Source organism: Chromohalobacter beijerinckii (assembly GCF_023061185.1).
In the GTDB taxonomy this organism is placed as follows: Bacteria; Pseudomonadota; Gammaproteobacteria; order Pseudomonadales; family Halomonadaceae; genus Chromohalobacter; species Chromohalobacter beijerinckii.
This window is the reverse complement of the sequence record NZ_JAKGAK010000002.1, coordinates 218,320-239,518: the sequence shown is the minus strand read 5'-3', so window position 1 is coordinate 239,518 and position 21,199 is coordinate 218,320. Positions and strand designations below refer to the sequence as shown.

Sequence of the window (21,199 nt, the reverse complement as noted above, 5' to 3'; positions counted from 1 at the left end):
ACGATCTACTTTGCGCTCAATCGGCTGGCGGCGTATTTGAACTCGGGGATCTTGCCGAACGGGTCGAGCGCCGGATTGGTCAGGATATTGGCCGCCGCTTCCAGATAGCAGAACGGCACGAACACCATGCCCGACTGCATCAACGGGTCGGCGCGCGTCTTCAGGGTGATGCTGCCGCGGCGGGTGGTGATGGTGATCGGCTCGCCCGGTGATAGCCTCAGGCGTCCCAGCTCCGACGGGGCGAGGCTGGCCACCGCTTCGGGCTCGAGGTCATCGAGTACCCGAGTACGCCGGGTCATGGAGCCGGTGTGCCAATGTTCCAGTTGGCGCCCAGTGATCAACACCGTGGGATAGTCATCATCGATGGGTTCATCCGGTGGCAGTGGCCGGGTCGGTGTGAACGTCGCTCGCCCGCTCGCGGTGGGGAAGGCGTCGGAAAACACTACGTCAGCGCCGGGGGCGTCCTCGGCCGGGCAGGGATAGGTCACCGAGCTCTCGCGCTCCAGGCGAGACCAGGAAATGTGATTGAGCGACGCCATGCCCTGCTTCATCTCGTCGAAGACCTCACGCGGGTGCGTGTAATGCCAGCCCAGCTCCAGGCGATTGGCGAGCTCCTGGATGATCCACCAATCGGGCTTGGCTTCACCGGGCAGCGGTACGGCGGCACGGCCGAGCTGCACCTGGCGGTTGGTATTGGTCACGCTGCCATCTTTCTCCGGCCAGCTCGAGGCAGGCAGGAGCACATCGGCGAACTGGGCCGTTTCGGTGACGAACAGGTCCTGTACCACCAGATGCTCGAGCTTGGCCAGCGCCTCCCGGGCATGGTCGAGGTCTGGGTCGGACATCGCGGGATTCTCGCCGAGGATATACATCCCCTTGATAGTACCGGCAGCGATGGCATTCATGACCTCCACCACCGTGAGACCCGGCGTCGCGTCCAGCGACGAGTTCCACAGTTCCTCGAAGGCACTGCGCATCTGGGCGTCGCCCACCGGTTGATAGTCGGGCAGCACCATGGGAATCAGGCCAGCGTCGGAAGCGCCCTGGACGTTGTTCTGGCCGCGCAACGGATGCAGGCCGGTACCGGAGCGCCCGGTCTGACCGCAGGCCAGCGCCAGCGAGATCAGGCAGCGAGCGTTGTCGGTGCCATGCACGTGCTGGGAAATGCCCATGCCCCAGAAGATCATCGCCCGCTCGGCCTGGGCATATAGCCGCGCGATCTCGCGAATCAACTCGGGCTCGATGCCGCAGGCGGGTGACATGGCCTCGGGCGTCATGTCACGCACATGGGCCTTGAGTGCTTCGAAGCCCTCGGTGTGGGCATCGATATAGGCCTGATCATAAAGCGCCTCGCTGATGATGACGTTGAGCATGGCGTTGTAGAGCGAGACATCGCCGCCGGGGGTGAAACGCACACTGCGATGCGCGTAGGCGTCCAGTGCCTGACCGCGAGGGTCAAGGACGATCAGCTTGGTGCCGTTTCTGGCCGCCTGCTTGAAGTAGGTGGCCGCCACGGGGTGGTTGATCGTCGGGTTGCAGCCGGTAAGGATCACGACATCGGCCTCTAGCGCCTGCATGAAGGAGGCGGTCACCGCGCCCGAGCCGATACATTCCATCAGTGCCGCCACCGAGCTGGCATGGCACAGCCGGGTGCAATGGTCCACATGGTTGGAACCGAAGCCGGTGCGTACCAGCTTCTGGAACAGCCAAGCTTCCTCGTTGGAGCATTTGGCGCTGCCGAAGCCGGCCAGGGCGTCGGGACCGTGAGCTGCCTTGAGGTCAGAAAGTCCCCCGGCGGCAAGATCCAGCGCCTCGTCCCAGCTCGCCTCACGGAAGTGAGTCAGCGGTTGAGCCGGGTCGAAATCGGGGTCGAGCCCCTTGGCCACGCCGAGACGCCGGATCAGCGGCGTCGTCAGCCGTGACGGATGGCGCGGATAATCAAAACCGAAGCGTCCCTTGACGCATAACCGGTTCTGATTGGAAGGCCCCTCGCGCCCTTCGACGAAGAGAATCGCGTCGTCCTTGACATGGTAGGTGAGCTGGCAGCCCACCCCGCAGTAAGGGCAGACGGAATCGACGCTGCGGTCGGCCACCTTGGAATCGCCACGACCCGCCTCGTCGATCAGGGTCGCCGGCATCAGCGCCCCGGTGGGGCAGGCCTGGACGCACTCGCCGCAGGCCACGCAGGTGCTCTCGCCCATGGGGTCGTCGAAGTCGAAAACGATCTTGGAAGCACCGCCGCGATGAGCCAATCCGATGACATCATTGCCCTGGACCTCGCGACAGGCACGCACGCAGAGATTGCACTCGATGCAGGCGTCGAGGTTAACGTTCATCGCCGAATGGCTGGCGTCATGGGTCGATGAGGTCCTGAGAGAATGCTCGGGCAGGTGTACATGGTGCACGGTGGACGACGCTCGGTCGGCTCGCGCCGGCAGCCGTCGGCGCACCGCCGTGGCATCGATGGCCAATTGATCGGCCATGGCCCAGAAATGACTGGAACGATCGGGGCTGTCGTCACGCGCCGGCTGATCGACCAGCAGCAGCTCCATGACGCCTTCCCGCGCCGTGCGGGCTCGCTCTGAACTGGCGCTCTTGACCACCATGTCAGGGACCGCATCGCGCAGGCAACTGGCTGCCAGGGCACGCTCGCCTTCGACTTCCACCATGCAGGCGCGGCAGTTGCCGTCGGCGCGGTAACCGCTGGCGTCCTTGTAACACAGGTGAGGAATACTCTCGCCGGCGCGCTTGGCCACCTGCCAGAGCGTCTCACCTGCATTGGCGCTCACTTCTACGCCATCCAGGGTCAGGGTGAAGCTTGTGTTCGAGCCTTGTTCGCTCATGCTCTGCCTCCCTCATCCCTTGATGATGACGTTCTGGGCGGCGAGTTCACCGCGGAAATCCTTGAGCATCCCCAACACCGGATTGGGAGCCGCCTGGCCGAGGCCACAGATGGACGCATCCATCATCACTTGGGAGAGACGCGTCAGGGTCGCAGCATCCCATTCGTCGCTCTCGAGCAGGGTCAGCATCTTCTCGGTGCCTACCCGGCAAGGCGTGCACTGACCGCAGGATTCGTCGGCGAAGAAGGCCAGAAGATTGGTGGCCACGCCACGCAGATCGTCCCGGTCGGACAGCACGATCACCGCCGCCGAGCCGATGAAGCAGCCGTGCGCCTGCAGGGTGTCGAAGTCCAGCGGCACGTTCGCCTTGGACGCCGGCAGAATGCCGCCGGAGGCACCACCGGGTAGATAGGCGGCCAAGCGGTGGCCCTCGGCCATGCCGCCGCAGTACTCCTCGATCAGCTCCTCGAGGGTGATACCCGCCGGGGCCAGGTGCACACCCGGGTGCTTGACGCGACCGGAGACCGAGAAACTGCGCAGCCCCACCCGCCCGTGGCGGCCCTGGCCGGCGAACCAGTCAGCACCCTTCTCCCATATCAGCGGAATCCAGTAGACGGTCTCCACGTTATTGACCAGCGTGGGGCGATCGAACAACCCCTTCTGGGCGACGAAAGGTGGGCGATGGCGAGGCTTACCGGGCTTGCCCTCCAGCGACTCGATCATCGCCGACTCCTCGCCGCAGATATAGGCACCGGCGCCACGCCGCAGCACGATATAGCCCGGCGTCACCAGGCCAGCGGCCTCGAGCTCGGCGACCGCTTCGCGCAATACGCGGTGCAGCCCCGGATACTCGTCGCGCAGGTAAATGTAGAGCGCCTCGGCCTCCACCGCCCAGGCGCTGACCAGAGCCCCTTCGAGGAAGCGATGCGGTGAACGCTCCAGATAGACGCGATCCTTGAAGGTGCCGGGCTCACCTTCGTCGGCGTTGATGGCACAGTATCGCGGCCCCGTTTCCTGGCGCACGAAGGTCCATTTCTTGAAGGTGGGGAAGCCGGCGCCACCCAGGCCGCGCAGGTTGGCGGTTTCCAGCACCTGCATCAACGCCTCGACCGTGACGCGCCCCGCGTGGCAGTCGGCGAGCAACGCGTAGCCGCCTTCGGCACGATAATCCGCCAGGCGTTGCCAAAGAATCGCCTCGGGATGGTAATGACCGGTATCGATCACCGCCTCCACCCCTTGGCGAGTGGCGAAGAGCACATGGTGATGCCCCACCTCCACCACCGGCGCGGTGTCGCAGCGCCCCATGCAGGGGCCACGTACGACCTTGACCGCCTCTGGATCAGCCCCAGCCGCCAACTCCGCCTCGAGCGCCTCAGCACCCGCCAGCTGGCAGGACAGCGAATCGCAGACCCGCACCGTCACTTCGGGCGGTGGCGACTGATCGTCGTGAACCACGTCGAAGTGGGCATAAAAGGTCGCCGTCTCGTAAACCGCCGCCATGGGCAAATTCATGTAGGCGGCCAGCGCTCGAAGCGTCACCAACGATAGGTATCCATGGGCATCCTGGAGGGTATGTAGATGCTCGATCAGGAGATCGCGGCGCCGCCGTTCGCCGTCCTCGCGTTCATCGCCGAGGAGTTGGCGAAGCGCCGCCAGGGCAACGGGGGGGAGATCACGACCACGCAGCTTGCCGCGGAAGCGACGCTTGGGAGTGAGAGTCTCGACGGTCATGGCGTGCTCGTTGTTATCGGTAGGCACTTGTCCGGGGATGCGCTGTCCAGCGTGACGCACCGCCATGGACAACGGCTCCTCGGATATTGGCCCTCCTGTCCTAAGACAGGCGCCTCGTTGCAGGTTAGCCCCGGTCACGTGCCGGGGCCATTCACACCGCTCAGGCGGCCACGCTGCCGTGCGGATCGATGACGAATTTCTTGGCCACGCCGCCGTCGAAATCCGCGTAGCCACGCGGTGCGTCGTCCAGCGAAATGACCTCGACGTTGACCGCGTCGGCGATGCTCACCTTGTCGAACAGGATCGCCTGCATCAGTTGCCGGTGGTATTTCATTACCGGGCATTGGCCGGTATGGAAGGAATGGGACTTGGCCCAACCCTGCCCGAGGCGCATCGAGAGATTGCCATGCTGGGCTTCCTGGCTCTCGGCACCGGGGTCTTCGGTGACATACAACCCCGGGATTCCGATCTGGCCACCGGCCCGAGTGACGTCCATGCAGGCATTGAGCACCGTGGCGGGTTGCTCGTGCGCATGATTGTGGCCATGACAACGCGCCTCGAAGCCCACCGCATCCACGGCAGAATCCACTTCGCGTTCGCCGAGGATCGGCTCCAGCATGTCGGGCATGGGCGTATCCTGGCGCAGATCCAGGGTCTCACAACCGAAGCTTTTGGCCTGATCGAGACGCTGCGGGTTCATGTCGCCAACGATGACGCAGGCGGCGCCCAGCAACTGGGCGGAGACCGCCGCGGCCAGCCCGACCGGTCCGGCCCCAGCGATGTAGACGGTGCTGCCGGGGCCGACACCGGCGGTAGCACAGCCGTGGAAGCCGGTCGGGAAGATGTCGGAGAGCAACGTCAAATCGCGGATCTTGTCCATGGCGATATCGCGGTCGGGAAACTTCAACAGATTGAAGTCCGCATAGGGCACCATGACGTACTCGGTCTGGCCACCGACCCAGCCGCCCATGTCGACATAGCCATACGCGGCGCCCGGACGCGCGGGATTGACGTTGAGACAGATGCCGGTCTGGCCTTCCTTGCAATTGCGGCAACGCCCGCAAGCGATGTTGAAGGGCACCGAGACGACATCGCCAACGCCGATGAACTCGACGTCGCGTCCGCACTCGACGACCTCGCCGGTGATTTCATGCCCGAGGACCATGCCGCTCGGCGCGGTGGTGCGGCCGCGTACCATGTGCTGGTCGCTGCCACAGATGTTGGTGGTGATGACCTTGAGAATCACGCCGTGCTCGCATTTGCGATTGCCCAGCGCCAGTTCAGGGAAAGGGATCGGTTGGACCTCGACATGGCCGGCGCCCATGTAGATCACGCCGCGGTTGGCTGCACTCATGGCTATTGTCCTTTGGTTTCGTGGTGAGAGGCGTCGTGGCATTAACGCCACTCTCCGACCATAGCCCTCTTGCTGGCGCGTACTGTTCCCAGCGAGTCATCGTCATGCTCAAAAGAGACATTGCCGTGCCAACCAAGACCTACTGATCGTTCGCCCCCTTACCATAAGCGCGACTTGTTCCGGCTTCAGGGGCATGCTATTCAAGCAATGATCGAAATACGCCCTACCCCGAAGCGTATCTGCCGCCCATTCGCCACCGGAGTCCGCCATGGAGGCCTCGACCGCCGCCACCTCGTCTCGTTCCCAGTCCTATCCCGCTCGCCTGACCGGCATGAGCTGGGCGCATTTTCTCAACGACGGCGCCGCCAATTATTTACCGGGCGTGCTACCGGCGATTCTGATCTCGCTCAATCTCTCGGTGGCGCTGGCGGGTACGATCATGGCGGCCTTGCTGATGGGTCAGGCCTTGCAACCATTGGTGGGGCTCTTCGCCGACCGGGTCGGCGGTCGTGTCATGGTGGCCCTGGGGCTCGCCGGTTCGTCGCTGGGCGGCGCCCTGGTGGGTTTTGCTTCCGGCTTCTGGCCCTTGCTCGGCATTCTGGTGCTGATCGGGGTCTCCAACGCCTTCTTCCATCCCCAGGCGCTGGCCGGCATTCGTCGTCTGGGTGGCGAGCGCCCGGGAACCGCGATGTCGATCTTCATGGTCGGCGGTGAGGTGGGGCGCGGCGTATGGCCGGCCCTGGCGAGCTGGGTGGTGGTGCAATGGGGACTGGGCTACCTGTGGCTACTCGCCCTGCCCGCGCTCGCCACGCTGCCGTTCATGCTGCACTGGGCGCCGCGTCTGCCGCCACGCGCCGCGGATGCCACCCCCATTGCCTGGCGTCTGCATGCCGGTCCGCTATCGCGGTTGGTGACCTTTTCAGCCCTGCGTTCGCTGATGATCCTCTCGGTGGTGACCTATGTACCGTTGATGTGGGCCCAAGGCGGGGGCGACCTGACCACCGGCGCCAGCTTCATCACCGTTCTGCTGGTCGTCGGCGTGATCGGCAATCTGGGAGGCGGACGGCTCTCCGATCGTTTCGGCCGCCGTCCAGTGTTGATCGTCGCCATGAGCATCTCGGTCATCATGCTGACGGCGTTCCTGCTAGCCGAAGGCATCTGGCTATGGATCGTACTCGGCGTGCTGGGTATCAGCCTGTTCGCAACCTTGCCGCTGGGCATCCTCATCGCCCAGGACATCCTACCCGAGAACCGCTCGCTGGGGTCGGGCATGGCGCTGGGCCTGGCCAACGCGCTGGCGGCGCTCGGCGTTATGCTGCTGGGGCCGGTCGCCGCGCTTTGGGCCCCCGCCGCGCCGCTGTGGATCGCCTTGGGCGGCGGCATGATCAGCATTTTTCTCGCCAGCGGCCTGCCCGAGCATATGGAAAAGACACCTCAGTCAGGGATAGCCTGAGCTGAGAGATAAGGGTATGCCGGCCTGTGTCGGCGCCCTTACATCGCCTAGGAGCCTGCGAATGCAGATCGAGTCGTTCATTCAACGTCTAACGCCGCTCGACGATTACGCCGATGCCCCACTCGGTGAACGTCGACGCCTCTATGAAGCCCTACATGCCGAGTATCGTCCAGCTGACCCTAAAGGCATGCAGGTAAAAGACGACGTTGTGGCTGGTGTCGCCGTACGCCGCTTCCTACCGGCACATGCCATGGGCGAGTGCATCGTCTATGTGCATGGCGGCGGTTGGAACTTGGGGTCACCGCAAAGCCACCACGGAATCACCGCCGATCTCGCTGAGCGGCTCGAACGTGAGGTCGTCAGCGTCGACTACCGCTTGCTGCCGGAGGCGCACTACAGTGAGGCGCTGGACGATTGCCGCATGGTAGTGGAAGCGCTCACGCCTGTCGCCGTGATCGGCGACAGCGCTGGCGGTCGACTAGCGCTCGACATTGCAGGCACGAGCCAATGGTCAGGAGTCCTGGGCGTGATCTATCCAGTGGTGGGCACGCCGACAGTCGAGACTCTGGGCTCGGACGCACCACTGCTTTCGCGCGCGGATATCCTCGCGTTGTGGGAGATGGCCGCTAACGACATGCCAGCGCTCGATCCGCACCACCCGCCAGTTGCACACATCGAGGCGTTGGCAGTGGAGTACGACCCGCTGACGTGGCCACTGGAGCAGGCCATCGAACGCTGGCGTGCGGCCGGCGCCTCGGTCGGCTACCGCTGCGCGCCGAACATGGTGCATTCGGCGCTGCACGGCCACGCCGAGCTGCCCGACATGGCCACTGCCTGGCAGAACTTCTGTCAGGCGCTGCGGGCGCGCCTGGGCGACGCTTAGTCCTTATAAGAGACCTCGCACGACTATCAGCTTCCCAGTTGTGCCTTGACCGCATCGATGGCCGGCTCGCCCGACTTGGTAGTCACGCCATCTAGCCACTGGGCCACGGTAGCGTAGTGGTTACGGATCCACTCGCTGGCGACTTCGTCGGCGGGACGCTCCTCATGGCTATACTCGTAGATCCAGTCATTCTGATCTGCAATCGAGATCCGGTACTGCGAGAGGAAGCGATAGAGATTGGTATCCTCTGATTGAAGCTCGGTCGGCACCACGGTCCAGACCGTACTCTTGATCTCGGCGACACCGCTATCGTCGGCGTCCTTAAGGTAATAAAGATCGTAACTGACGTTCATCCAATGCGGCTCCCAGCCGACGAACGTCACCCACTCCCGGTTGGCGATGCGTTGGTCGGCGTAAGCGAGCATCGCCGAAGTCGAGCTCTCACGCAGCGTCCAATCACCGAGCCCCGCCTTATCCTTATCGATGGCCGCCAGAACCGCATCGTTGATACCGGTGCCGGCCTCGATACCCTGTATTTCGCCATCGAAACGCTCTCGGTATTGATCGAGATCGGCCACACTATCGACGCCCGCCTCATGGACGTATTCCGGTACCACCAGCCCTGAATTGGCATCGTTGATGTTCTCGGTAAGCTTGACCACTTTATCGTCGGCCACCAGCGGTTCGATCATTTCCTTCTCGATGGGATACCAGCCACCGAGATAGACATCGATATCGTCGCTGGTCAGGCCATTGAGAATGACGCCCACCGCCAGCTCATTTTGTTCGGTGCTATATCCCATCGCATTGAGCAGCTGAGACGCGACCTCCGACTTGACCGTTACTCCCGGCCACGGCGGCACTCCGAAACGTACGGTATCGAGATCGGCTTGCGCCGGTCCGGCAACGATCCACGCCAACGGCAACAAGGAAAGCGAATGGCGAAATGACATCTTGCGCATAGGAGGACTCCATCGGTTATTAACCTCCCTACTCTGCGCCTCTTCGCGATGAATCGTTGCCATGAAACGACAAAAAATACACGTCAAGCGCCCCGCATAAGCATGCACCAACGCCTGTCACTCTCTCCTTGGACGTTGTGGGCGTCAACGCAGGACGTCTTCTTCACGCAGTAACGTCAGGATCGCCTCGGCGCCTTGCGTCGGGGTCACGTCCGTCAGTACCTGCCCACTGCCGCCTTCGGCCTTGGCGGCGGCGGCCTTGAAGCGGTCCCGCGCCGAGGCGGCCTTGACGATCTTGAGGCGCTTGGGACGCTGGCGCGCAGGCTGCACGTGCCAAGCGGCCCATTCATCGTCAACGCTCACCGGCCCTGCCGTCGCTTCGAACGCGCCGCGTCGCGCCGGCCCGTAGGCGCTCTGACGCGGCGCGGGGGCCGCATCATCGACAGTGACGATGGCAGGCAAGCGGACCTTGAGTCGCCGCCGCTGCCCCCGCGGCAGGGCCTGTAGCAAGGTCGCCACACCATCCTCGACGCTTTCCACCGCCGCCAGACCACTCACCAGAGGCCAGCCAAGGCGCTCTGCTAGCAGGTAGGGCAGCAGGCCCGAGCCTTCGCCCCGTTCGGCACGCTCACCGGTAATCACTAGATGAGGTGAGGTCGCATCCAAGGCCTCGGCAAGCGCAGGCAACACATCGGCGCCCTGGGGCTGCTCGAGTAGCGATAATTCAGTGAAGCCCATGCCCAGATAGCCGCGCAATGCCGCTTCGCTGCTTTCATCTCGCATGCCGGCATGCAACAAACGCACCTGGGCATCCGCAAAGGAGCGCGCCAGCTCCACCCCTCGGGCATCCTGGTCGGCACGCCTCGCCCTCCCCGTCAGCGGGTGGCGACCGACGGAGACCAGCACCGTCACTTCGAGTCCTGGCGTCATGGCGGATTCAGGCTGCATCGCGTTTCTCCTCTCGTGCCTGTGCCATCAGGGTGACCAACGCTTCGAGTATTTGCGTCGAGTCTCCGATCACTGCGAGATCGGCACGCTTGATCATGTCGCAACCGGGATCCATGTTGATCGCCACCACCTTTTCGCAGGTTTGAATACCCTGCAGATGCTGAATGGCGCCGCTGATGCCCACGGCCACATAGACCCTTGCCGTCACCCAGGTGCCAGTGGCTCCTACCTGACGGTCGCGGGCCATGAAACCATCATCCACCGCCACGCGTGAGGCACCTTCGGTGGCCCCCAATACTTCGGCGGCATGGTGGAAGCCCTGCCAATCCTTGACGCCATTGCCGGCGGAGAGAATGAACTCCGCCTCGGACAAGGCGACACCGGACGGGTCGACACTCACCTGACCGAGATCCTGAATGCGCGATAAGGTCGACGGCAACGGCTGAGGCAAGGCCAGTTCGGTGGCGGCGTGGCGCGTTTCGCTGACCGGCTCGGCACATTCGGCCAAGGCCAGGGCGATTCGCGGCAGGGGGCGCCGAATATCCAGCGACCCGGCCGCGCCCCGCGCCGTGCAATGCCAGCCGGTCGCCGCCTCGGCGTCGGCTTCGACCTGCCAGACGCCCGTCGCCGCTCGCTCGCCGAGACGCGCCGCAAAGCGTCTTCCCAGCTCTGCGCCGCCCAGCTTGGAGTCCGGCAGCAGCCAATCGCGTGGCGCCCAGGCCTCCTCGGCCATGATCAGCGCTCCCAGGCGCGCCTCGGGGGCATAGCCTGTAACCTCCGGTGAATCGAGATGCAGCAAACGATCGATGCCCGCTTCACCGAAGTTCGCCTCCTTGTGAGGACCGAAAACCACGGCCACCACCGCGCCTCGCGCCGCAGGATCGGCATCGGCGAGCTGGCGGGCCAGGCCGAGCAGATCTCGGTCATGCCCGCTCAGGCGACCGCCGGCCATATCCGGTACCACTGCCACCATGAAGGCAGGTGCGTCGATCTCGACCAATGGTTTGCGCTCGGCAGTCGGTGTCGCCGTGCCGCCGCCACACGCGCCCTGCTGCGTACCGCTGCGGTCGATACGCTTCACGCCATTGGGGCCGACGAATCCCACTGCGTGCGGATTCCTGCGTACGAGACCGCCGGGGCCCCACCATTCACTGGCCGCGCCCTGGCCCATCGCCTGGAGAACTTCAGCATGGCGCGGATGCAGACGATTGCGGGCGATCCACTCTTGGCGGGGATCGCGACGCGGTAGATCGCTCATGACATGACCTCCTCGGTGGCCTGCGCGGTCGAGGCATCACGCGGCGCAGGTGCTGCCTCCGGCGTGGTATCCAGCGCGGCGGCGACCATCTCGGCAATGTCCTTGACCGCAACCTCTTCGTCGCCCGCTGACGGGACGACACCCTCGAACATGGCCGTACATTGCGGGCAGCCCACCACGACCTGCTCGGCCTGGGTCTCGCGCACGTCCCCCATGCGCATGTCGGGGATGCGTTGCTTGCCGGGAATGTCGGTGACCGGCGCCCCGCCACCGCCGCCGCAGCAACGCGAGCGATAGCCCGAGCGCTGCATTTCGACCAGCTCGACGCCCAGCGCTTGCAGCACCGCGCGAGGCGCTTCGTACTCACCGTTGTAGCGACCCAGGTAGCAAGGGTCGTGATAGGTCACGCGCGCCGCTTGGCCCGGCGCCAATCGCAACCGACCAGCCTCGATCAACTGATTGATGAAGGTGCTGTGATGCCAGACCGGATAGCCAGATTCCTGCCCTTCTGGATAGAAGGCACCGTATTCGTTCTTGAGTACGTGGAAGCTGTGCGGATCGCAGGTAACGATACAATCGAAGCGATACTGGGAAAGCGTAGCGATATTGCGCCGCGCCAGCGACTGGAAGGTCGCCTCGTCCCCGAGACGGCGCGCCACGTCGCCACTGTCGCGCTCTTCATTGCCGAGCACCGCGAAATCCACGCCGGCGGCGCGCAGTACCTTGACCAGGGCACGCAGCGTGCGTTGATTGCGCATATCGAAGACGCCGTCACCCAACCACAGCAACACCTCGGCGCGTTCGACGTCGGCCATCAACGGCAGTTCGAGATCCGCCGCCCAGTTGAGCCGCCCACCGGGATCGAAACCGCCCGGGTTGTCGGTGGCAATCAGGTTATCGATCACCTCGGCGCCCTTGCCAGGTGTCGCGCCTTCTTCGAGCGTCAAATGGCGGCGCATGTCGACGATGGCATCGACGTGCTCGATCATCATTGGGCATTCTTCGACACAGGCGCGGCAGGTGGTGCACGACCACAATGTCTCAGCGTCGACCAGCGCCTTGCCGTCTTTTGTCGAAGCCGGCGCGACGATGGGACCATGCGGTGAGCCTTGGTGCTCACCGACCGGCTGGTCCCCGCGTTCGGGTGACGGGTAGGGAGAACCGGCGTAATGGGCGTCACTGCCGCCAGCCATGCCTACCACCATGTCCTGGATGAGCTTCTTGGGATTGAGCGGCTGTCCCGCGGCGAAGGCAGGACAGACCGCTTCGCAGCGTCCACATTGCACGCAGGCGTCGAAGCCCAGCAACTGGTTCCAGGTAAAGTCGCTGGGCGTTTCCACACCCAGCGGGGCCTGGTCATCCTCGAGATCGAGGGCCTTGAGACCGGTGGAGCGATTGCCCCCGCTCCCTTTTTTCGTGGAAAAGCGTTCGGGACGACGGTGAAAGGCCAGATGCAGGGCGCCGGCAAAGGCATGCTTCATCGGCCCACCCCAAGTCATGCCGAACACCAGCTCGGCCAGACCCCAGGCCACCACGCCGGCCAGCACCAGTGCGACCAGCCAACCACCAGCGTCAGCGGGCAGCACGCCCACCGCCGGCAGAGTGACCACGAAGATGCCCAGCGAGAACGCCATCAGACTCTTGGGCAGGCGCATCCAGGGGCCCTTCGACAGGCGCGCCGGCGGATCGCGCCGACGCCGGGCGACGAACAGACTGCCTGCGAACATGGTCGCGCTCACCGCCAGCAGCAACCAACCCAATACTCCCTCGGCGAGGCCCAGGCCGTGGACGACGATCGCCAGCCCCATGGCGGCGACGAAGCCGCCGGCGGTGGCCACGTGAGTGTTGGACATCACCTTGTCGCGCGCCACCACATGGTGCAAGTCGACCAGATACCGGCGCGGTACCGTCGCCAGACCGCGGAGCACGGGCACCGGCGATGGTCGCCCCTGACGCCACAGGCGAATGCGCCGCACGGCACCGACCGCCGCCAGCGCCAGGGCAGCGAAGATCAGGATCGGCAGGAGGGTATCGAGCATGATGGCTCACCTCATCGGCGAGCTGGAAGCTGAAAGCCGGAAGCTGAAAGAAAGGGCGCAAAGCGCAGAGGGTCCTTCCAGCTTCAAGCTTCAGGCTTCCAGCTAGGGGTTAAAAGTCCTTGCAGATCCGCAGGGCATCGTAGATCGCCGCATGCGTATTGCGCGGCGCCGTACAATCGCCCACTCGGAACAGCAGGAAGCCGGCCTGTACATCATCGTCCAGCGTTGCCAGGCTAGGTTGTGGCTCGGCGGCATAGAGCGCCTCGAGATCGAGCTGACCGTGATTGCGTGGGCGTTCCTTGAGCGCGTAATAGAGCGACTCATCCGGGCGCACGCCATTTTCGACCACGACCTGATCGACCACGCGCTCTTCCTGGACGCCGGTGTATTCGTTCTCGAGTACCGCGACCAGGGCATCGCCCTCTCGATAGATCTTATGCAGCGCCAGATCCGAGGTCATGATGACCTCTTTCTCGTAAAGGCTGCGGTAATAGGTAGGAAAGGTCGTGCCGCCGACCGCGCTGCCGGGCTTGGTGTCGTCAGTGACGATCTCCACCTGGGCGCCTTTGTCGGCCAGGTAGTCAGCCACCGAGACACCGGTGAATTCGCAGATGGTATCGAACACCAGCACGTTCTTGCCCGGCGCCACCGCCCCACTGAGAATATCCCAGGCACTGACGACCAAGCTCTCGTCGCGATCTTCCGCATATCCCCATTCCGGCACCTGAGTCAGAAACGGCTGGCCGCCGGTGGCGAGCACGACGATGTCTGGGCGCAGGTCGTCGATCGTCGCCTCGTCGGCGTACACGCCCAGGCGGACATCGACCTTGAGACGCGTCAGTTCGAGCTGAAACCAGCGTGTAATGCCGGCGATTTGATCACGCTGCGGCGCCTTGGCAGCCAGCGTGATCTGTCCGCCCAATGCTTCGGCACCTTCGAACAACGTGACCGAGTGTCCCCGCTCGGCAGCGACCCGTGCCGCTTCCATACCGCCCGGCCCGCCGCCCACGACGACCACACGCCGCTGGGGACTGGTGCTTTTCTCGATCTCATGCGGCAAGCCCATGTACTCACGGGAGGTTGCCGCATTCTGGATGCACAATACGTCGAGGCCCTGGTACTGGCGATCGATGCAGTAATTGGCGCCCACGCACTGCTTGATCCGGTCGGTCTGCCCCATCTGGACCTTGGCGATCAGATGCGGGTCGGCGATGTGCGCACGGGTCATGCCCACCATGTCGACATGACCGCCTTCGAGAATGCGGTTGGCCTGAGTGGGATCCTTGATGTTCTGGGCATGGATCACCGGCGCGTCGACCACTTCCTTGATGCCCGCCGCCAGGTGCAGGAACGGCTCCGGCGGATAAGCCATGTTGGGAATCACGTTGGCCAGGGTGTCGTGAGTATCGCAGCCCGAGCCCACCACACCGAAGAAGTCGATCTGGCCGGTGGCATCGTAGTAGGCAGCGATGTCCTTCATATCGTCGTGGGTCAGGCCATCGGGATGGAACTCGTCGCCACAGATGCGCATGCCGACCACGAAGTCGTCACCAACCTCGGCGCGCACCGCCTTGAGCACTTCCATGCCGAAGCGCATGCGGCCTTCGAAGCTGCCACCCCATTCGTCGGTACGCTTGTTGACGCGCGGGCTCCAGAATTGATCGATCAGATGCTGGTGCACGGCGGAAAGCTCGACGCCGTCCAGCCCGCCTTCCTTGGCGCGCCTCGCGCCCTGGGCGAAATCGTCGATGATCCGCCAGATATCTTCCTCTTCGATGGTCTTGCAGGTCGAGCGATGCACCGGCTCGCGAATCCCCGAGGGCGACAGCAGTACCGGCCAATCGTGCCCGTCCCACCGCGAGCGACGCCCCATGTGGGTGATCTGGATCATGATTTTGCCGCCGTGCTTATGGACGGCATCCGAGAGGTTGCGGAAATGCGGAATGATGCGATCGGTGGTCAAATTCACCGAGCTCCACCAGGGCTGAGGGCTGTCGATCGACACCGGCGATGAGCCGCCGCAGATAGAAAGACCCACGCCGCCCTTGGCCTTTTCTTCATAGTATTTGACGTAGCGTTCAGTGGTCATGCCGCCGTCGGTGGCATGGACCTCGGCATGGGCGGTGCTGACCACGCGGTTGCGAATCGTCAGCTTGCCGATCTCGATGGGTTGGAAAAGCGCGTCGAATGCCATCGTGGAAACCTCAGCCGGCGGATTGGAAGCGGGGAGAAACCTGGAAACGACCGACGTCGCAGCCCGGCTCGGCGGCGCTCTGGGTCTGCTCGGCGACGGTGCGCAGCGCACTGCCTCGAGCGCCGAGAATCTGATCCATGGCGCCGGCGAACCAGCCGGTGAACATGTAATCCACTTTGTGCCCGACCTTGCCCTGTTGATAGACGAAGGCGCTGTGCTCGAGACGCACCTGGGCGGTGCCAGTATCGAGGTCGATGTCCTCGGTAATGAACAAGCCCCAACCACGCTGGGAGAGGCGCGTCATGTAGTGTTCGAACACCGACTCACCCTCAAGGCCGTGCAGCTCGGCTTCTTTCTCACACCAGTGCCAGGCGCTCTTGTAGCCGGCTTGGTAGAGAATCTCGGCGTAGGTCTCGATGCCTAGCGCCTGTTCCACAGCGACGTGGTTGTTGATGAAGAAGTGGCGCGGTACATAGAGCATGGGAAGCGCATCGGTGGTCCACACGCCGGTCTCGCTATCCACTTCGATGGGCAATTCGGGAGGCATCTTGGTCACGGTCGTATTCCTCGAGATCGTTGTCTTGGCGCTTTTGCTGGCTGGGGCTTTACGGCGGCAGGCCTGGAGGAGGCGCTGTGGATACATCCCTGTACGCTACCGATTCCATCCCTGGAATCGGACCTCCTCTTCGGCCTACCCCCGGCGCCCCTTATATGCAGACGTGTTGCTCTCAGGCGCCCCATACCTCTTTCAAAACACGCATCCAGTTTTCACCCATGATCTTGCGCACCTGTCGCTCGCTCATGCCGCGTCGCAAGAGTGCCTCGGTGAGGTTGCCGAACTCGCCAATGGTGCGAATGCCCTCGGGATTGATGATGGTGCCGAAGTTGGTCAGGCGCCGAGCATAGCCCTTGTCGTGAGTGAGCCATTCGAAGAAGGCCTGATCCTGCCCCTGAGTGAAGTCGGTACCGATGCCGATGGCGTCTTCGCCGACGATGTTCATCACGTATTCGATGGCTTCGACGTAATCGTCGACGGTGGCATCGACCCCGGCACGCAAGAAGGGGGTGAACATGGTCACGCCGACGAAACCGCCATGTTCGGCGATGAAGCGCAACTCCTCGTCGGACTTGTTACGGGGGTGTTCCTTGAGGCCGGACGGCAGGCAATGGGAGTAGCAGACCGGCTTTTGCGATTCGAGGATCACTTCTTGTGAGGTCGTGGCCCCAACGTGGGAGAGATCGCACATCATACCCACGCGATTCATCTCGGCGACGATTTCGCGGCCGAACCCGGACAACCCACCATCACGCTCATAGCAGCCGGTGCCGACCAGATTCTGGGTGTTGTAGCACATCTGCACGATACCCACGCCAAGGCGCTTGAAGACCTCCACGTAGCCGATCTGGTCTTCGAAGGCATGGGCGTTCTGAAAACCGTAGATGATTCCGGTCTTGCCTTCTTCCTTGGCGCGAGTGATATCAGCGGTGGTATGTACGGGCCGCACCAGGTCGTCGCACGCCGCGAGAAGCGCATTGGTCTCGACGATGTTGTCGACGGTGGCCTGGAACCCTTCCCACACCGAGACGGTGCAGTTAGCGGCGGTTAAACCGCCCCGGCGCATGTCCTCGAGGAGTTCACGGCCCCATTTGGCGATAATCAGACCATCAATGACGATGGCGTCGTCGTGCAGTGATTGCGCGTTCATGAGTCTCGCTCCGGGGTTGGCATCATGTGGCCAGCTTAGCCCCGTCCCCGAGACCGTCGACGCTTGGAAGCGACGAGGAAAATTCCAAATGCGTCACGCCTTGTCATCGGCCTTAACGCAACGAGGCCGCCCGATGATCGGACGGCCCCGCTGGAAGCGGCATGTTGGCCGCATGAATAGCGCGAGCACGCGCTATCCCAAATGCACACTCGCGTAGGTGGGTTCGCCCTGCGCCTGGGCTAGGGCCTGCATCGCACTCGAGGCGCGCGGCGCCACATAGGCATCGTCTTCATTGCCCGCAGCAAGGTTGGCGGGCGTTAGCGTTACGGTGGCGCTCGCCAGGCGCGTTACGCGCTCGTCACGCGGTGGCGTGCCGAAGTATTCCCGATAGCACTTGGAAAAATGCGGCGTGGACACGAACCCACAGACCGAGGCGATTTCGATGATCGACATCGAGGTCTGGCGCAACAGTTGGCGGGCACGCGTCAGGCGCAACTTGAGGTAATAGCGCGACGGCGAACAACTCAGGTATTTCTGGAATAGGCGCTCGAGTTGGCGACGCGAGACGTTTACGTAGTTCGCTAGTTCATCGAGGGCAATGGGCTCTTCCAGGTTGGCCTCCATCAGCGCTACGATCTCGAGCAGCTTGGGCTGACTAGTGCCCAGTACATGCCTTAGCGGCACGCGCTGTTGATCCTGCTCGCCTCGCATGCGGTCGCAAATGAACATGTCGGAAATCGCCGCCGATAGCTCGCGGCTATGATCGCGGGAGATCAACGTCAGCATCATGTCCAACGGCGCAGTTCCGCCAGAGGCCGTGGCGCGGTCACGGTCGATGGAGAACAGCCGAGTAGTCAAGGTCGCACGCGGGTAGGCTTCCTGTGCAGCGGCCTGGAATTCCCAGTGAATGCTGCATTCGTAGCCATCGAGCAGCCCCGCCTTGGCTAGCGCCCAACTACCGGTGCATAGCGCACCGATGCGCCGCGACTGACGCGCCTGGGCCTGCAACCACAGCACATGTTCACGCGTGACATGACGCTGGATGCCGACACCGCCGCACACGAACACCATGTCGAGCGCCAGTGGCTCGTGCATGCTGCTATCAGGCGTGATCAACAGACCATCGCTGGCACGCACCGCCTCGCCATCCGTGCTCAGCGTGGTCCACTGGTAGAGTTCGCGCCCCGCCAACTGATTGGCCATACGCAACGGCTCCACCGCCGAGGCCAACGAGATCAGCGTGAAATTATCCATCAACAAGAAGCCCAGACGCAGCGGCGCATCGGGGGCGGTAGGCGGCGCGGGACGATCGCTCGTCATGGCCATCAGCGGTTCTCCTCGGGTCACGTTCGGAGCCACTGGTAGTGCTTCACCAGGGGTGTATTGTCATTGTAGAAAGTCAGGTTCAACGCCTTGAGTGTGACGAGAAGGCGTTCCCTCAACGTATCTAAAAGCGTCGCCTCACGCTATCAAAAACGACATACCCATGACGCTTTTAAGAAAACGCCCCACACCAGTACATCTGGGCGGGGCGGTCCGGCACCTAGCAAATTACCGTTCGTGACACTGCTCTGCTACTAACGCTTTCGCTGTAGATGCTCGGCGTGATAACGCAGGTGATCTTCGATGAAGGTCGCGATGAAGAAGTAGCTATGATCGTAGCCCGGCTGACGACGCAGGGTCAGCGGATGGTCATGCTTCTCACAGGTGGCCTCGATACGCTCAGGCATGAGCTGTTCGTCAAGGAAGTTATCCGCCTCGCCCTGATCGATGAACAACGGCTGCCGCGAGGCCCCCTTGGCAATCAACTCGCAGGCGTCGTATTGCGTCCATTTGCCATGATCCTCGCCAAGGTAGGCCGTAAAGGCCTTCTGTCCCCAGGGCGAGACAATGGGGTTGACCACCGGCGCGAACGCCGAGACCGAGGCGTAACGTCCAGGTTGGCGCAAAGCCAGCACCAGCGCGCCATGACCGCCCATGGAATGTCCGCTGATGGCTTCCCGCCCATTGAGGGGAAAATGCTGACGCGCTACCGAGGGCAGCTCCTCGGTAACGTAGTCGTACATGCGATAGTGCTTGGACCACGGCGCCTGGCTTGCATTGACGTAGAAACTCGCGCCGGAGCCGAAGTCATAACTGTCATGTTCACCAGGGAGGTCGGTACCACGCGGACTGGTATCCGGACAAATGATGGCCATTCCAAGCTCGGCGGCCACGCGTTGCGCGCCGGCCTTCTGCATGAAGTTCTCGTCGTTACAGGTCAACCCCGAGAGCCACCACAGCAGTGGCACCTTGTCGGTTTCCGCCTGGGGCGGCAGATAAATGGCAAAGATCATCTCGCAATCGAGTGCACGCGAGTGGTGCTTATAGCGTTTCAGCCAACCGCCGAACGACTTGGTGGCGGAGACCAGCTCCAGCGATTCGGACATGGTCATGGTGCTCTCCCTAAGAAACCGACGGCATCGAGCCGCCGGCGGATGGAACGACGTCGGGGCGCGCCCGGCCGCGATGAATCACCACAGGCGCGTACCAAGCGCCTTTCGCGCGGTACCGAACGCGATAAATCAGATGCTCTTCGCGCGGCTTCGGGCGCGTGTCAATAGTGCAGCACGGTGCGGATGCTCTTGCCGGCATGCAGCAACTCGAACGCCTCATTGATCTCCTCGAACGCCATATCCTGGGTGACGAACTCATCGATCTTGAGCTTGCCATTCATGTAGTCATCGACATAACCCGGCAGTTCGCTGCGGCCCTTGACGCCACCGAAGGCGGAGCCCTTCCAGACGCGCCCGGTGACCAGTTGGAACGGCCGTGTGGAGATTTCCTCGCCGGCCCCGGCCACGCCGATGATGATCGACTCACCCCAGCCCTTGTGGCAGCACTCCAGCGCCGAGCGCATCACGTTGACGTTGCCGATGCATTCAAAAGAATAATCGACGCCGCCATCGGTCAGGTCGACGATGACCTGCTGGATCGGATCGCTGTAGTCCTTGGGATTGACGAATTCCGTCGCCCCGAACTGACGTGCCAGGTCGAACTTATCGGGATTGACGTCGATGGCGATGATCCGGCTCGCCTTGGCCATCTGCGCGCCCTGGATAACGGCCAGGCCGATGGCGCCGAGGCCGAACACGGCAACGGTGGCACCCGGTTCGACCTTGGCGGTATTCATCACCGCGCCGATACCCGTGGTGACACCGCAACCCAGCAGGCAGATCTTGTCCAATGGCGCCTCGGGCGAGACCTTGGCCAGCGAGACTTCCGGCAGCACGGTGTATTCGCTGAACGTCGAGCAACCCATGTAATGATGCAGCGATTGGCCGTCCTTGGAGAAGCGCGAAGTACCGTCAGGCATCACGCCCTTTCCCTGCGTGGCGCGGACCGAGCTGCATAGGTTGGTCTTGCCGGAGAGGCAGAACTTGCACTGGCCGCACTCGGCGGTATACAGCGGAATGACGTGATCGCCGGGCTTTAGGCTAGTGACACCCTCGCCGACTTCCTGCACGACACCTGCCCCTTCGTGACCAAGTACCGCCGGAAAGTTGCCTTCCGGATCGGCTCCGGAGAGGGTAAAGGCGTCGGTATGGCAGACGCTGGTCGCCTTGATCTGAACCATGACCTCGCCGGCCTTGGGCCCTTCGACGTCGATCTCGGCAATCTCCAGCGGTTGGCCGGCTTCCCAAGCGATGGCGGCGCGTGATTTCATCAGGCATTCTCCTTCGTCGATCGTGGCGGCGCCCGATGCGCCAATATAGGCAGTCTAGGCGCGCGTGGTTAACCCCACCAGTCTAGGCAGTTGGCACGCTTGGATAAATGCTTACGACGTCA

General features: G+C 63.2%; 15 protein-coding genes. 2 read left to right on the top strand and 13 right to left on the bottom strand.

Annotated elements, in window-relative coordinates; translation table 11 throughout:
* Positions 1-5: 5 nt before the first annotated feature.
* The 3 genes from fdhF to fdhA form a co-directional block, all read right to left on the bottom strand.
* Positions 6-2,843 (bottom strand): formate dehydrogenase subunit alpha, encoded by a 2,838-nt coding sequence (gene fdhF, locus L1075_RS03155; protein ID WP_246939805.1) that lies wholly within the window; start codon positions 2,841-2,843, stop codon positions 6-8.
* A gap of 12 nt (positions 2,844-2,855) precedes the next feature.
* On the bottom strand, positions 2,856-4,640 hold the full coding sequence (locus tag L1075_RS03150) for an NADH-ubiquinone oxidoreductase-F iron-sulfur binding region domain-containing protein (protein ID WP_246939802.1): 1,785 nt from the start codon (positions 4,638-4,640) through the stop codon (positions 2,856-2,858).
* Positions 4,641-4,734: 94 nt separating this feature from the next.
* Positions 4,735-5,928 carry a formaldehyde dehydrogenase, glutathione-independent gene (gene fdhA, locus L1075_RS03145; RefSeq protein ID WP_075369433.1) on the bottom strand — a complete coding sequence of 398 codons (1,194 nt, stop codon included), beginning with the start codon at positions 5,926-5,928 and terminating at the stop codon, positions 4,735-4,737.
* Between the two features lie 268 nt (positions 5,929-6,196).
* Here fdhA and L1075_RS03140 point away from each other — a divergent pair, with 268 nt between their 5' ends.
* Positions 6,197-7,381, top strand: a complete 1,185-nt coding sequence (locus L1075_RS03140) for an MFS transporter (protein WP_246939800.1) — start codon at positions 6,197-6,199, stop codon at positions 7,379-7,381.
* 61 nt (positions 7,382-7,442) lie between these two features.
* Positions 7,443-8,264, top strand: coding sequence for an alpha/beta hydrolase fold domain-containing protein (locus L1075_RS03135; protein WP_246894278.1), 822 nt, complete (start codon positions 7,443-7,445; stop codon positions 8,262-8,264).
* 26 nt (positions 8,265-8,290) lie between these two features.
* Here L1075_RS03135 and L1075_RS03130 read toward each other — a convergent pair whose 3' ends face one another.
* From L1075_RS03130 to L1075_RS03085, 10 genes are all read right to left on the bottom strand, one after another.
* The gene (locus L1075_RS03130) at positions 8,291-9,226 is read right to left on the bottom strand and encodes an ABC transporter substrate-binding protein (RefSeq protein ID WP_343310818.1); all 936 of its coding nucleotides are present in this window, start codon (positions 9,224-9,226) and stop codon (positions 8,291-8,293) included.
* Positions 9,227-9,370: 144 nt separating this feature from the next.
* Positions 9,371-10,174, bottom strand: coding sequence for an electron transfer flavoprotein subunit beta (etfB, locus tag L1075_RS03125; RefSeq protein WP_246939797.1), 804 nt, complete (start codon positions 10,172-10,174; stop codon positions 9,371-9,373).
* Entirely contained in the window at positions 10,164-11,432 is a 1,269-nt protein-coding gene (etfA, locus tag L1075_RS03120; RefSeq protein WP_246939794.1) for an electron transfer flavoprotein subunit alpha, read from the bottom strand. The genes etfB and etfA overlap by 11 nt, the downstream gene beginning before the upstream one ends.
* Positions 11,429-13,471 (bottom strand): (Fe-S)-binding protein, encoded by a 2,043-nt coding sequence (locus L1075_RS03115; protein WP_246939792.1) that lies wholly within the window; start codon positions 13,469-13,471, stop codon positions 11,429-11,431. The genes etfA and L1075_RS03115 overlap by 4 nt, the downstream gene beginning before the upstream one ends.
* A 109-nt stretch (positions 13,472-13,580) precedes the next feature.
* Positions 13,581-15,665: a dimethylglycine demethylation protein DgcA gene (gene dgcA, locus L1075_RS03110; RefSeq protein ID WP_246939790.1), complete on the bottom strand. Its 2,085-nt coding sequence runs from the start codon at positions 15,663-15,665 to the stop codon at positions 13,581-13,583.
* A 10-nt stretch (positions 15,666-15,675) separates the two neighbouring features.
* On the bottom strand, positions 15,676-16,221 hold the full coding sequence (locus L1075_RS03105) for a DUF5943 domain-containing protein (RefSeq protein WP_246939787.1): 546 nt from the start codon (positions 16,219-16,221) through the stop codon (positions 15,676-15,678).
* 172 nt (positions 16,222-16,393) lie between these two features.
* Positions 16,394-17,371, bottom strand: coding sequence for a dipeptidase (locus L1075_RS03100; protein WP_246921663.1), 978 nt, complete (start codon positions 17,369-17,371; stop codon positions 16,394-16,396).
* Positions 17,372-17,563: 192 nt separating this feature from the next.
* On the bottom strand, positions 17,564-18,697 hold the full coding sequence (gene gbdR, locus L1075_RS03095; protein ID WP_378111950.1) for a choline metabolism transcriptional regulator GbdR: 1,134 nt from the start codon (positions 18,695-18,697) through the stop codon (positions 17,564-17,566).
* A 251-nt stretch (positions 18,698-18,948) separates the two neighbouring features.
* Positions 18,949-19,806, bottom strand: a complete 858-nt coding sequence (gene fghA / locus L1075_RS03090) for an S-formylglutathione hydrolase (RefSeq protein ID WP_075370144.1) — start codon at positions 19,804-19,806, stop codon at positions 18,949-18,951.
* A 161-nt stretch (positions 19,807-19,967) separates the two neighbouring features.
* Complete coding sequence (locus L1075_RS03085; RefSeq protein ID WP_246894284.1) at positions 19,968-21,077, bottom strand: S-(hydroxymethyl)glutathione dehydrogenase/class III alcohol dehydrogenase; 1,110 nt, start codon at positions 21,075-21,077, stop codon at positions 19,968-19,970.
* Positions 21,078-21,199: the final 122 nt, after the last annotated feature.